This is a genomic window from Sandaracinobacter sp., from assembly GCF_041909755.1.
GTDB lineage: Bacteria > Pseudomonadota > Alphaproteobacteria > Sphingomonadales > Sphingomonadaceae > Sandaracinobacteroides.
On record NZ_JAYRCW010000009.1, the window covers coordinates 1 to 12,452 of the forward strand.

Genomic DNA, 12,452 nt, shown 5'->3' on the forward strand with positions numbered 1-12,452 from the left:
GGTGATCTTGTGGTGGCGCAGGAGACCGTCGCGCCGGGCGCCCAGCTTTTCCACCGCCGCCTGTGACCGCTTGTTGCGGTCGTCGATGCGGAACTCCACCCGGTGGAACCCGCAATCGAACAGGAAGCCCAGCACCAGCCATTTGGCGACGCGGTTCACCAGGGTGCCGCGCGCATCCGGCCTGAGAAAGGTTCCGCCCACCTCCGCGACACCGGGCGTGCGGTCTTCCGGCCAGACGCCGGTGCAGCCCACCAGCCGGCCCCGCCACAGGATCGCCCAATAGCGCCAGCCGGTGCGGCCCGAGACGGCATTGCCCCACCAGCGGTCAAAGCCGTCGCCCAGCAGGGAATAGCTGTAGATCTCCCAGATCGCCAGATCCTCGGCAGCGGCGGCGCGAAGGGCTTCGGCATGCGCATCAGCCAGCGGCTCCAGCCGGACATCGCCCTTCGCCAGCAGCGGAAGGGCCGGCGGCAGGGCGGCCATGGTTGCGCTCACATCCGGTCTCCCGCGCGGGGTGCCGCTGCGGCACCCCTTGCAATCTCGCGGTTGCTGCGTAAGCAGGCGGCGACTGAAATCTCAAGCCCTGCCCGGGGGTGCTTGGCGAATGGTGAAGGAGACACCATCTGGCAGGCATATGAGGTCGCGATTGGGGAGACAGGAATGGGCGAGAGGAGCGCCAGCCTGAAGGATGATCTGGCCCGGGTGAATGTCACCTCGGTCAAGGACATCCGCACGGCCGCGGAAGCGCTCAGGGACATCGCCTGGGAACGGGCGAACCTGAGGGTGGCGCTGGCGGACAACATCGCCAGCAAGAATCCGCTGATGGACGAGGATGGCGGCATCCTGGCCGCCGAGGTGTTCGGCTGGAACGCCCCGGACGAGCGCTGGTGGGCGGATACGCGCCTTGCGCTGTCGTCGCCGGTGCCGCGCGCCTGCCGCTATGAATCGGAGCCCTTCTGGGTGAACGCGGATGGCTTCCGCACCCGGCAGCCCAACCGCTATCTGGAAGCGATCGATCTTTCCAACTTCGAGAAGCGGGCGCTGTGCAAGGCGACCATCGGGATCCCGGTGCATCTGCCCTTCGGCCAGATCGGCCTGGCAAGCTATGGCGTGGCCGATCCGGAGCGGACCGACCTGTCCGCCGAATATGAAGCCCATGCCGACGAGCTTTACCTTCTGTCGCACCGCTTCATCGCCGGCTGCGTGAAGGCGCTGCGCACGCGGCAGTGGCTGCCCGCCGATTGCCAGCTGACCAAGCGCGAGGTGGAATGCCTGCGCTGGGCCTCCATCGGCAAGACGGACAAGGAAATCTCCATGATCCTTGGCCGCAGCCATGCGACGGTGCGCTTCCATATCCAGAATGCGGGCGAGAAGCTGGACGCGGTCAATCGCAGCCAGACCATCTTCAAGGCGGCGCAGCTGGGATACCTGGGCTACGCCGCCTGACGGTTTCGGCACCCCGCGGGCTGGAATAACCGCCCGCGCCTGCTAGGCTGACCGGCAGGGAGGATGACAATGACTTTCGTGATGCGCCTGATCGTGGGCCTTGTGGGCCTGTTCCTTGCCGGCATGGGGCTGGTGTTCCTGATCCACCCGGCCGAGATGGCCGCCAACTTCGCGCTGACGCCGGTGGGCAGCCAGGGCCTCGCCACGGTGCGGGCCGATTTCACCGCCTTCTTCCTGGTGGGCGGGCTATTCGCGCTGCTGGGCGCCTGGCGGGTGGATCCGTCGCCCCTGAAGGTGCCGATCCTGCTGCTGGCGGTGGCGCTGTTCGGCCGCACCGTCAGCCTGGTGCTGGACGGCGCAGGCCCGATGGCCTGGCCGCCGATGATCTCCGAAGCGGTGATGATCGCCATCCTGCTGCTGGGCCAGCGCGCCTTCGCCCGCGCCGCATCATGAGGCGCGGGGCCACCCGGCCCTGACCTAGGCGAAGGCGAGCAGCGCCGCGACGGTTTCGTCCGGCGCTGTCACCATCAGGTCATGCCCGCTGTCGATCGCGGGCATCGGCCAGCCCTTTTCGCGGGCTTCCGCCGCGCCCTGCGACGGGCCGGCGAGCGTATTGCCCAGCGCCAGAACATAGGCCTTCGGCAATCCCTCGAATCGGGCCGGCAGCGCCGGCTGCGGTTCCGAAAGGCAGCGCCAGGGCATCGGCGTCTGCCGCCGGTTCACCCAGGCATGGCCGGGATGATCAGCCGGCACGCCGACCACCTCTGCCGGAAGCGGCAGCATGGCCTTTGCGCCGACATCGACGGCAGCCGACCGCGCCGCAGCAATCACGTCTGGCGGCGCGCCATCGAACAGGGTGCCGCCGGGGCTGACGGGCACGCCATCGAGCGACACCCACTGGCGCACCGCCGGATGGTCGCACGCCAGCGCCGTGGGCCGTGCGCCATAGCTGTGGCCCACCAGCACCACGTCGGTCAGTTCCTCGCAATCGAGGACGGCTAGGATGTCGGCCCGATGGGTGCCGACGCCCGTTTCGGGGTTCAGCAGATGCGCCCGTTCCCCCAGCCCCGTCAGCGTGGGCGTAAAGACCCGGTGCCCATGATCCCTGAGCCCGTCGGCCACATGCCGCCAGCACCAGCCGCCATGCCAGGCGCCATGAACGAGGACATATTGGGTCATTTCTTGGTTTCTCCTTCGCTTCGCTGCGGGCGCGCAGTCGCGCTTGCGGCCCCCGTGGGGCCGGTCTTGCCTGATCCTTCGCTTCGCTGCGGGCGCGCAGTCGCGCTTGCGGCCCCTGCGGGGAGGGGTTTTGTCTCTTCTCCTCCGCTTCGCTCCGGGCGCGCGGTCGCGCTTGCGGCCCCTGCGGGGCCGGTCTTGCCTGATCCTCCGCTTCGCTTCGGGCGCGCGGTCGCGCTTGCGGCCCCTGCGGGGCCGGTCTTGTCTGATCCTCCGCTTCGCTGCGGGCGCGCGGTCGCGCTTGCGGCCCCTGCGGGGCCGGGAATTCTGGCTTTTCGCTTTGGTGGGGGCGGATCCTGCCAATGGTCGAAGCAGCGTTGCTGGTGCCGCTTCACGAAGCGGGCGGCCCGGGGGCCGGTGAAGGGCCCTTCCCACCCGTCATGGTCCTTCGAAAGCCACCAGCCCTGGCCGGGCAGGCCATCCGACTGGCGGACGACGAGGCTGGCGAGGACGGGGCGATCCTGCGCGCGCTGGCGGCTGTCCACCTCTTCCAGCGCGGCGCACAGCTGGCCGACCTGAAAGCGCACGAACGGCAGGCCGAACCAGCGGAACACATCGCCATAGCTGATCGATTCGCCGTTGCGCGCCTTCAGGATCAGCAGGGCTTCCAGCTCGTCTGCCGGGAACAGGGCCATAGCGGATGGCTAGCGCATGGCGGAGGCAGGCGCTACACGCCGGATTGATGAGCATTGGAGAGTATCCGGGAACCCGAATGCGGCGGCTGCGGCGGCAGCCCTGGTCCCGCGCGATGGTGGCCGAAACGAATGTGACGCCGGCGGACCTGATCTGGCCTGTCTTCGTGCGCGACGGCGTGGATGTCGCCGAACCCATCGCCACCATGCCCGGCGTGTTCCGCCATTCGGTGGACAGGCTGCCCGCGCTGGCGAAAGAGGCAGAGGCGCTGGGCATCCCGGCCATCGCGCTGTTCCCATATACCCAGCCGGACCGGCGCTCCCAGCGCGGGGAAGAGGCGCTGAACCCCGACAATCTGGTGTGCCGCGCGCTTCGGGCCATGCGCGAGTCGGGCGCCGCTGTCGGCCTGCTGACGGACGTTGCGCTGGACCCCTATACCAGCCACGGCCACGACGGGCTGGTGGACGAAGGCGGCCATGTGCTGAACGACCAGACGGTCGAGATGCTGGTGGGCCAGGCGCTGAACCAGGCGCGCGCCGGGGCGGACATCGTGGCCCCGTCCGACATGATGGACGGCCGCGTGGCCGCGATCCGCCGCGCGTTGGAAGCCGACGGCCATACCGATGTGCAGATCATGGCCTATTCGGCCAAATATGCCTCTGGCTTCTATGGCCCGTTCCGCGATGCGGTGGGCGCCGGCGGCTATCTGAAGGGCGACAAGAAGGGTTACCAGATGGACCCGGCCAACGCCCGCGAGGCGCTGCGCGAAGTGGCGCTGGACATCGCGGAAGGCGCGGATTCGGTGATGGTGAAGCCCGGCCTTCCCTATCTGGACATCGTGCGCCGCGTTTCGGAACGCTTCGACGTGCCGGTGTTCGCCTATTGCGTGTCCGGCGAATATGCGATGGTGGAGGCCGCCGCTGCCGCAGGCATGCTGGACCGCGACCGGGTGATGCTGGAAATCCTGATGGCCTTCCGCCGCGCCGGCGCGTCCGGCGTGCTGACCTATCATGCCCCCGATGCCGCGCGGCTGCTGAACGGATGACCGACTTCGACCGGCTGCTGGCTGTCGACCAGGGCGCGGAGGCGCAGACCATTCACCTCGTCAGCGAATCGGCGCTGGAGGATTTCCTGAAGACCTTGTCCGGACTGGGCCGCACCGCCGTCGCCGCCGCCGGCTTCCGGGGGCGCGCGGATACCGCCGTGTTCCTGCCCGGCAGCGGAACGGACTGGTCGCTGGCGGTGGGGCTGGGCGATGCCGCAGAGGCCGGGCGATGGACGCTGGCGGCCGCCGCGAACCACCTGCCGGAAGGACGCTACCGCCTGTCGGGCCCGGTGCCGGCGCAGGCGCTGCACGGCTGGCTGATGGTCCAGCACCGCTTCGGCCGCTATCGCAAGGCCGATGACGGGCGCGGGCCGCGGCAGTTGCTGGTGGCCGACCCGGCCGCGATCGGCCCCGCGGTCGCCGATGCAGAGGCCGCCGCCGACCTGAGGGACATGATCGACACCCCCGCCGAGGACATGGGGCCGGCCGAAGTGGAAGTGGCGATCCGTGCGCTGGCCGACAGCGTGGGCGGAAAGGCCATGTCCGTGATGGGCGAGGCGCTGATCGAGCAGCGCTTCCCGGCCATCCATGCGGTCGGCCGCGCCTCTCCGCGCAAGCCGCGCATCCTTTCCATGGACTGGGGCGATCCGGCGCATCCGCTGGTCGCGATCGTCGGCAAGGGCGTGTGCTTTGATACGGGCGGGCTGAACCTGAAGCCCGGAAACAGCATGGCGCTGATGAAGAAGGACATGGGCGGCGCGGCCCATGCCATCGCGCTGGCGCGGCTGGTGATCGCCCGGCGGCTGCGCGTGCGCGTGAAGCTGGTGGTGGCGGCCGTGGACAATGCCGTTTCGGGCGATGCGATGCGCCCCGGCGACATACTCTCCACCCGCAAGGGGCTGACGGTGGAGGTAGGCAACACCGATGCCGAGGGGCGGCTGGTGCTGGCCGACGCGCTGGCGTTCGCGGCGGAAAGCGCGCCCGCGCTGATCCTCGATTTCGCCACGCTGACGGGCGCGGCCCGCGTGGCGCTGGGGCCGGACCTGCCCGCGCTGTTCGCCAACGACGATGCGCTGGCGGATGGGCTGATGGCCGCAGGCGCGGCCGGCGGCGATCCGCTGTGGCGGCTGCCCCTGTGGCCGGCCTATGCCCGCCTGTTCCGGTCCGACATCGCGGACCTCAACAACAATGCCGAAAGCGGCTTCGCCGGCGCGATCGTGGGCGGGCTGTTCCTGGAGCAGTTCGTGCCGAAGGGCACCCCCTGGGCGCATGTGGACACCTATGCCTGGAACGGCACCCCCCGCCCCGGCCGGCCCAAGGGCGGGGCGGCGCTGTCCCTGTTCGCCGCGCTGGGGCATCTGGAAGAGCGTTTCAAATGATCATGTCGAGGATTTCCGGCCCGCGCATCGCCGAGCCGCTGGGGCCGCTGGACCGGCGCGTGAACGCCTGGCGCGAGGATCTGGCAGACATCGCGCTGGCGGGGCAGGTGGCGGTTCCGCACTATGCCCGGCCGGTGCCGCACCGGGTGCTGCGGCAGGTGCCGATGCTGAGCGCGGACAGCAGCAGTTCCGCAGCGGTGAGCGAGCTGCTGCCGGGCGAGCAATTCGCGGTGCTGGATTCGGGCCACGGCCATGCCTGGGGCTTTTCGATTGCCGATCATTATGTGGGCCATGTGCCGCTCGATGCGCTGGCGCCCGCCGATGTCGGCCCGCAGGGGATGATCGGGCCGGGGGATGCGCTGCTGTTCCGCGCGCCGTCGGTGAAGGCCGAAGTCGCCGCGACTCTGCCGCTGGGCGCGCGGACGGGCTGGCAGGATCATGACGAGCGGTTCGTGACGCTGACGGACGGCGCGCACCGGGGCTGTTTCCTGCACCGCCGCCACCTGCTGCCCGGGGGCGGAGACACGTCCCTGGACTGGGTGGAAGTGGCGCTGTCGTTCTTGGGCGCGCCCTATCGCTGGGGCGGGCGCAGCCGCGCCGGGATCGACTGTTCCGGCTTGATCCAGCTTTCCCGGCAGGTGGCGGGCCATGCCTGCCGCCGCGACAGCGACATGCAGTTCGCCGACCTAGACGAGGATGTGCCGCTTGACGCCGCCCGGCGCGGCGACATCGCCTGGTGGCCGGGCCATATCGGCATTCTGCTGGATGGCGGCATGCTGCTGCATGCCAACGCCCACTGGATGGCCTGCCGGATCGAGCCGCTGGCGGACGTGGTGGCGCGCGCGGCCGGCGGCACCGGCCCCGCCGAACCGCGCGTGCGCAGGCCCTGACACGGGCAGCTGATTCAATTGCGCAACAGCATCATGAATTTTCGTCGCAAATGAGGCGCTTCGCCTTGCCCGCCCCAAATGGCTGGAGTAAGGCGCGGCACGACACGACCGGGGAGTACGGCCGATGACCATTCGACCCGGAGTGTTCGGGTGACCGCAAACGAAAAGGCAGCCGTCGAAGCTGTGCGGTCAGGTGCCCTGGGGAGGGCAGACGGATGGGCTGCGGGCGTTGAGGAGGTTGCGGGCGTGTCGGATGTGCAATCGAAGCATGGCGAAGCGGATATTTTCGGGCATGACGGCCTGATCGCGGAGCTTGAGCGGCTGGAAATCCCCAAGGATTACCGCCCGACCGATGAAGAGCCTTTCATGAACGAAAGGCAGCTTGCCTATTTCCGGGCCAAGCTGCTGAAATGGAAGGCGGATATCTCAGCCGAAGCCAAGGCGACGCTGGATACGCTGAAGGAAGGCCCCATCCAGGAGCCTGACCAGACCGACCGCGCCTCGTCCGAGACGGACTGGGCGCTGGAGCTCCGCACGCGGGACAGGCAGCGCAAGCTGATTTCCAAGATCGACGCGGCGCTGCGCCGGATCGACAGCGGCGACTATGGCTATTGCGAGATCACTGGAGAGCCGATCTCGCTGCAGCGGCTGGAAGCGCGGCCCATCGCCACCATGACGCTCGAGGCGCAGGAGCGCCACGAGCGCGAGGAGCGGGTGAGCCGCGACGACTGACCCGGCGGGCTGATCCGCCGGGGGTGGCCTCTAGTTGGGCTGCCGCTGGATTTCCTCCTTCAGTTTCAGTTTCTGCCGTTTCAGGCTGCTGATCCGCGCGGGATCAGGAAGCGGACGGGTCATCTCGGCCGCAATCATCCCGTCAATCTGGGCGTGGCGGGCGTTCAGGGCTTCGAGATGCGCACTGGCCATATTGCATGTCCTTTCGCTGTCCGTCCGGCCCGAACCATCCGGGCCGGACAATCAGTAGAACATGGCTTGGCGCGGCTGTGAACGGGCCATTCGCCGCAGCCCGCGATTGCAGGATATGGTGTGACAGTTCCGAGGCGGGGCCCCAGATGTGGGCAGGCCCCGGCGCACGGCTTCGCAATCGCTGCGCCGACTCGGCAACGGCGTTGACGGAACCCCGCCGAGCGGCCAAATCCGGAAGCGATCCGGGCGCGGACAGCAGGTTTCAGGAGCGGCGATGGACGAGGCGGAGCTGAAGGCGAGGCTGAATACGCTGGCGCAGGAGCACCGCGACCTGGATGCGGCGATCGACGCGCTCGCCCGCTCTGCCACCGCCGACATGCTGCAGATCGCGCGACTGAAGAAGCGCAAGCTGCGACTGAAGGACGAGATGTCCCTGATCCAGGACCTGCTGATCCCGGATATCATCGCCTGATTTTTTCTTAGCCCCTCAGACGCCGGGCGGCGGGCATCCGCCCGCCTTGGCTTCGCGCCATAAGGCGCGGCGCGCAGTCGCGCTTGCGGCGGCCTTGCCGCCGGGGTTGGTTTAGCCCCTCAGACGCCGAACAACGCGCATCTGCGCCTATCCCAGCGCGGCCTCGACCGTTTCGTGGAAGGCGCGGATGCCCTGTTCCAGCCCGCCCAGTTCCAGCGCTTCGATGGCGCCCGATTCCAGGCCCTTCTGCCCGGCTTCGGCGGCGCCGAAATCCTCCACGCCGAACACCCGGCCGTCCAGCAGCTCCCAGCTGCGGCGCCAGTGATCTTCGGCCTTGTCCGTCTGCGGCCGTTCGGGGATCAGCATGAAATCCTCGACCAGCGTTTCGCCCACCGCCTGCGGCATCAGCACCATCAGGTTCACATAATCCGGGCTTGCCACCAGCACGGTGCCGGGGAACAGCTGATAGGCATAGGTGACGATGCGGCGCAGCGCCGGCCAGTCAGCAAGGTCAACCCCGTCCAGCCCGCCCACGCGCGCAACCGCAGACCGCATGTGCGGCCCCACCGTATCGCCCGAGGTGACACCGTCCTCGAAGAATTTCGCGATCGTGTCCTGATGCAGCCGCTGCACATGATAGCTTTCCAGAAACGCATCCATGATGAGCTTCCAGTTGGACGCGACCCGGTGCGTTCGGCGGGCATAGAGGTGCATGTCCCCCAGCCCCAGCGCATCGAAATCGGCGGCCAGCGGGCCTTCGGCGAGTGCAAAATCGGCGGTTTCCGCACGCTGCGACGCGGAGTTCTTTTCCGGGCCGCGAATTCCGGGCGCGGCGGAGTCCATTTTCGGGCCGCGAATTCCGAGCGCGGCCCAGATCAGCCCGCCGGCTTCCGTCGCGGGCACCGGCACAAGCCCCATCGTGCCCTTGTCCAGCCCGGGGAAGGTTTCCGGCCGGGGCAGGCCCTTCAGCCGGCCATCCAGCGCATAGGCCCAGGCGTGATAGGGGCAGACGAGCAGCGGTTCCTTCACCGGATCCGGCGCGTCGATCAGGCGGGTGCCGCGATGCCGGCAGGCGTTCAGGAAGATGCGCAGGGCCCCCTGCCTGTCGCGCATCAGGATCAGCGGCGCGCCGAAGCCATCGTGCGTCATCAGCGTGCCGGGATCCGGCAGCATGGCGGACGGGCCGATCACCAGCGGAAGCGCGCTGAACATCCGCGCCTGCTCGGCCGCAAAGCGATCGGGGCATAGATAGACGGAGGCCGGCACGCGGGACCGGATGAACTGCCGGGGGCCGCCGCCATCCCGGCACTGGGCCGCAAGCGCGATCTGCGCCGCCGTCGGCGTGCGGCGCCGGGGTTCGAATGGCGCGTTCATGAAGGCGATTGTGCGCCCCTGCGCCAAACCTCGCAATCCTGTTTCATTTGCACGGGAAAGCGGGCAGACAAGGCCCCGCATGACAGACACTGAACGCAAGGGCCGCGATTGGGGCGGCGCCATCCGCCCCTATCTGGAAAAGGAACCGCTGGGCGCCCTGCTGCTGGGGATTTCCTCGGGCGCGCCCTTTGCCATGATCGCCTCCACGCTGACGACGCGGCTGGCGGAATCCGGCATCGACAAGAAGACCGTGACGGCGTTCGCGCTCACCTTCCTGCTCTATAATTTCAAGTTCCTGTGGGCGCCCTTCATCGACCGCATCCGGATTCCGGGCCTTGCCGCCGCCGTGGGGCAGCGCCGTGCCTGGCTGTACGTGATCGCGGCCTGCACCATCGCCGCCATCATCTGGATGGGGCGGGTCGATCCCGTGGCGGATATCCGGCTGATGGTGATCGCGGCGCTGACGGTCGCCTTCTTCGGCGCGACGTTCGACATCATCATCGATGCCTTCCGCATCGACAGCCTGAAGCCCGAGCAGCTGGGGGCGGGATCGGGCATGAGCCAGTATGGCTGGCGGCTGGGTTCGAATGGTGCGGGCGCCATTGCCCTGTTCGTCGCCAATCGGGCCGGCTGGGACATCGCCTATCTGGCGGCCGCCTTCTTCGCGGTCCCCGCCGTTATCGCGGGCTTCCTGCTGGGCGAGCCCGTCCGCCGCACCGACGTGCTGGCGAAGGAGGGGCCCGAACCCTTCCTGAAGCGGGTACGATCCACGTTCATCGCCCCGCTCGCCGATTTCATGACCCGCCCGAACGCCATTCTGGTGCTGCTGTTCGTGCTGATCCACAAGATCGGCGACACGCTGGCCAATCTTTCGTTGCGCATCCTGCTGGCCGATCTGGGCTTCGACAAGGATGCCATCGCCATCTACGATGTGATCTTCGGCCTTGTCGCCTTCCTGATCGGGGTGTTCGTGGGCGGCATCGTCTATGCGAAGCTGGGCATGATGCGTGCGCTCATGCTGTGCCTGATCCTGATGGGCGTCTCCAACCTGATGTTCGCCTGGCTGGCCACCATGGGGCCGGTGAACTGGGCGCTCGCCGCCACGATGGGCTTCGAGAATTTCGCCAGCGGCATGGGCGGCGTCGCCGTCGTCGCCTATCTCAGCTGGCTGTGTGATCTGCGCTTCACCGCCACCCAGTTCGCACTGCTGTCGGCCATGTCGTCCATCCTGGGCCGCTCCGTGCAGGGCACAACGGCCGGCGCGCTTATCGAATCGCTGGGCTTCGTGAACTTCTACCTGCTGACGACACTGCTGGCGGTGCCGGGCATCCTGCTGTTTGCCGTTCTGATGCGGCGGGAGCCGCCCGCCCCGAAATCGGCCGTTCCCGCCTGACAGGCGCGCGCCGGATTGTCATAATCAGCGGCTAGAGGCGGCTCACCGGGCGGATGGCCCGGCCAGGAGGCAGGACCCGATGCTGCAACCTTCGCTTGCTACAACCTCCGTGGCGCCGCAGCTGCTGGCGCTCGCCCCCCATATCCACCGGCAAGGCCAGCTGGACGTGCGCATCGCGCGCAGCGACGAGGAGATCGCCGCCGCGCAGGCGCTGCGATACCGGATCTTCTACGATGAGATGGGCGCGCAGCCGTCGCTCGCCATGCAGGCCGCGCGGCGCGACATCGACGATTATGATCATGTCTGCGACCATCTGCTGGTGATCGACCATGGCCTGGACGGCCGGCCAGAGGTGGTGGGCACCTACCGGCTGCTGCGGCAGCAGGTGGCGGAGAGGCATCGCGGCTTCTATTCGGCGGGCGAATATGATCTCTCGCCGCTGCTCGCCTCTGCCGGGGGCCAGCTGCTGGAACTGGGCCGCAGCTGCGTGGCGCCCGAACATCGCAACAGCACCACCATCAGCCTGTTGTGGCGCGGCATCGCCACCTATCTGGCGCAGCACCGGATCAGCCACATGTTCGGCTGCGCCTCCCTGCATGGCACCGATCCGGCGCAACATGCCGCCGAACTGAGCTATCTGGTCCATCATCATCTGGCCCCGCCCGCCCTGCGCGCCCGCGCGCTGGATCATGCGCCCATGGATTTGCTGCCCGCCGGCAGCTATGACGTGAAGGCGGCGCAGCGCGCGCTGCCGCCGCTCGTCAAAGGCTATCTGAGGGTCGGTGCGATGGTTGGGGACGGCGCGTTCGTGGACAGGCAGTTCAACACGGTCGACGTGTTCGTGCTGATGCCCGTGGGCGGTATCACGCGCCGCTATCTCGACAGGTTCGCCACCGCCAACGACGCGGTTTGATCGCCGCCTTCCGATCCCTGCTTGGCGCCACCCGGCGGGAGACGCTGCCCGATCATGTGATGCTGCCGGGCGGCCCGCTGCCGCTGGTGGCGCGGGTGAACCCCCGGGCGCGCCGCCTCTCTCTCCGGGTATGCGCGGCCAGCCGGTCCGTCCGGCTGACGCTGCCTCCGCGCGCCGGCATCGCCCATGCCCGCGCCTTCCTGGAAAGCCATCAGGGCTGGATCGAGGCGCAGGCCCTGCGCCGCTTGCCGCCGCCGCGCCCCTTCGTGCCGGGCGCCCGGATCCCCGTTGGCGGGGCACAGATGCAGCTCGTGCCGGGCAGCGGCCGGATAGCCCGGCGTTCTGGCGAAACGCTGCTGGTGCCCGGCGAAGGCCCCCTGTTCGCCGCGCGCACGCAGCGCTGGCTGAAGGCCGAGGCGCTGACCCTGATGGAGGGGGAAACGCGCGCCCTTGCCGCCTGCATCGGCCGCGAGGTGCGCGAGGTGCGGGTTGCCGATCCGCGCAGCCGCTGGGGCAGTTGCGCCGCCGATGGCCGCATCGCCTATAGCTGGCGGCTAATCCTGGCCCCGGACCATGTGCGGCGGTCTGTCGTCGCGCATGAAGTGGCGCACCTGGCGGAGATGAACCATGGCGTCCGCTTCTGGCGGCTGGCGACCGATCTTCTGGGGGAGCCGCATGACGCGGCGCGCGGCTGGCTGCGGGCGAACGGCCCGCTGCTCTTGAGTTACGGCGCGACCTGACGCGCCC

Annotated in this window: 15 protein-coding genes; 10 read left to right on the forward strand and 5 right to left on the reverse strand. The window is 68.7% G+C overall.

The features are described 5' to 3' along the window. On the reverse strand, positions 1 to 495 hold a 495-nt coding region (locus ACE3O8_RS02485), incomplete at its 3' end, for a GNAT family N-acetyltransferase (protein WP_374386430.1). A gap of 165 nt (positions 496 to 660) precedes the next feature. Between ACE3O8_RS02485 and ACE3O8_RS02490 the strand changes: the two genes are divergently transcribed. Next, positions 661 to 1,446 carry a LuxR C-terminal-related transcriptional regulator gene (locus tag ACE3O8_RS02490; protein WP_374386432.1) on the forward strand — a complete coding sequence of 262 codons (786 nt, stop codon included), beginning with the start codon at positions 661 to 663 and terminating at the stop codon, positions 1,444 to 1,446. 69 nt (positions 1,447 to 1,515) lie between these two features. Continuing rightward, a complete protein-coding gene (locus tag ACE3O8_RS02495) occupies positions 1,516 to 1,899 on the forward strand; it encodes a DUF4345 family protein (RefSeq protein ID WP_374386434.1) in 384 nt (127 codons plus the stop codon). Positions 1,900 to 1,923: 24 nt separating this feature from the next. Here ACE3O8_RS02495 and ACE3O8_RS02500 read toward each other — a convergent pair whose 3' ends face one another. Further along, the gene (locus tag ACE3O8_RS02500; RefSeq protein ID WP_374386436.1) at positions 1,924 to 2,625 is read right to left on the reverse strand and encodes an alpha/beta fold hydrolase; all 702 of its coding nucleotides are present in this window, start codon (positions 2,623 to 2,625) and stop codon (positions 1,924 to 1,926) included. Continuing rightward, on the reverse strand, positions 2,622 to 3,317 hold the full coding sequence (locus ACE3O8_RS02505; RefSeq protein WP_374386438.1) for a hypothetical protein: 696 nt from the start codon (positions 3,315 to 3,317) through the stop codon (positions 2,622 to 2,624). Before ACE3O8_RS02505 ends, ACE3O8_RS02500 begins: the two co-directional genes overlap by 4 nt. A 47-nt stretch (positions 3,318 to 3,364) precedes the next feature. Between ACE3O8_RS02505 and hemB the strand changes: the two genes are divergently transcribed. The 4 genes from hemB (at position 3,365) to dksA (ending at position 7,361) form a co-directional block, all read left to right on the forward strand. Next, positions 3,365 to 4,360: a porphobilinogen synthase gene (gene hemB, locus ACE3O8_RS02510; protein WP_374386440.1), complete on the forward strand. Its 996-nt coding sequence runs from the start codon at positions 3,365 to 3,367 to the stop codon at positions 4,358 to 4,360. Beyond that, a complete protein-coding gene (locus ACE3O8_RS02515; RefSeq protein ID WP_374386442.1) occupies positions 4,357 to 5,739 on the forward strand; it encodes a M17 family metallopeptidase in 1,383 nt (460 codons plus the stop codon). Before hemB ends, ACE3O8_RS02515 begins: the two co-directional genes overlap by 4 nt. Beyond that, on the forward strand, positions 5,736 to 6,629 hold the full coding sequence (locus tag ACE3O8_RS02520) for an NlpC/P60 family protein (RefSeq protein WP_374386444.1): 894 nt from the start codon (positions 5,736 to 5,738) through the stop codon (positions 6,627 to 6,629). The genes ACE3O8_RS02515 and ACE3O8_RS02520 overlap by 4 nt, the downstream gene beginning before the upstream one ends. A gap of 366 nt (positions 6,630 to 6,995) precedes the next feature. Beyond that, on the forward strand, positions 6,996 to 7,361 hold the full coding sequence (gene dksA, locus ACE3O8_RS02525; RefSeq protein WP_374386515.1) for an RNA polymerase-binding protein DksA: 366 nt from the start codon (positions 6,996 to 6,998) through the stop codon (positions 7,359 to 7,361). Between the two features lie 30 nt (positions 7,362 to 7,391). On the opposite strand, the gene ACE3O8_RS02530 is transcribed toward dksA, so the two are convergent. Beyond that, positions 7,392 to 7,553, reverse strand: a complete 162-nt coding sequence (locus ACE3O8_RS02530) for a YdcH family protein (protein WP_374386446.1) — start codon at positions 7,551 to 7,553, stop codon at positions 7,392 to 7,394. A 274-nt stretch (positions 7,554 to 7,827) separates the two neighbouring features. Between ACE3O8_RS02530 and ACE3O8_RS02535 the strand changes: the two genes are divergently transcribed. Beyond that, positions 7,828 to 8,025: a YdcH family protein gene (locus tag ACE3O8_RS02535; protein ID WP_374386448.1), complete on the forward strand. Its 198-nt coding sequence runs from the start codon at positions 7,828 to 7,830 to the stop codon at positions 8,023 to 8,025. A gap of 147 nt (positions 8,026 to 8,172) precedes the next feature. On the opposite strand, the gene ACE3O8_RS02540 is transcribed toward ACE3O8_RS02535, so the two are convergent. Continuing rightward, positions 8,173 to 9,399: an aromatic ring-hydroxylating dioxygenase subunit alpha gene (locus ACE3O8_RS02540; protein WP_374386450.1), complete on the reverse strand. Its 1,227-nt coding sequence runs from the start codon at positions 9,397 to 9,399 to the stop codon at positions 8,173 to 8,175. A gap of 79 nt (positions 9,400 to 9,478) precedes the next feature. Between ACE3O8_RS02540 and ACE3O8_RS02545 the strand changes: the two genes are divergently transcribed. The 3 genes from ACE3O8_RS02545 (at position 9,479) to ACE3O8_RS02555 (ending at position 12,445) form a co-directional block, all read left to right on the forward strand. After that, positions 9,479 to 10,792, forward strand: a complete 1,314-nt coding sequence (locus ACE3O8_RS02545) for an MFS transporter (RefSeq protein ID WP_374386452.1) — start codon at positions 9,479 to 9,481, stop codon at positions 10,790 to 10,792. 109 nt (positions 10,793 to 10,901) lie between these two features. Further along, complete coding sequence (locus ACE3O8_RS02550; protein WP_374386454.1) at positions 10,902 to 11,705, forward strand: GNAT family N-acetyltransferase; 804 nt, start codon at positions 10,902 to 10,904, stop codon at positions 11,703 to 11,705. Further along, complete coding sequence (locus ACE3O8_RS02555; protein WP_374386456.1) at positions 11,702 to 12,445, forward strand: M48 family metallopeptidase; 744 nt, start codon at positions 11,702 to 11,704, stop codon at positions 12,443 to 12,445. Before ACE3O8_RS02550 ends, ACE3O8_RS02555 begins: the two co-directional genes overlap by 4 nt. Positions 12,446 to 12,452: the final 7 nt, after the last annotated feature.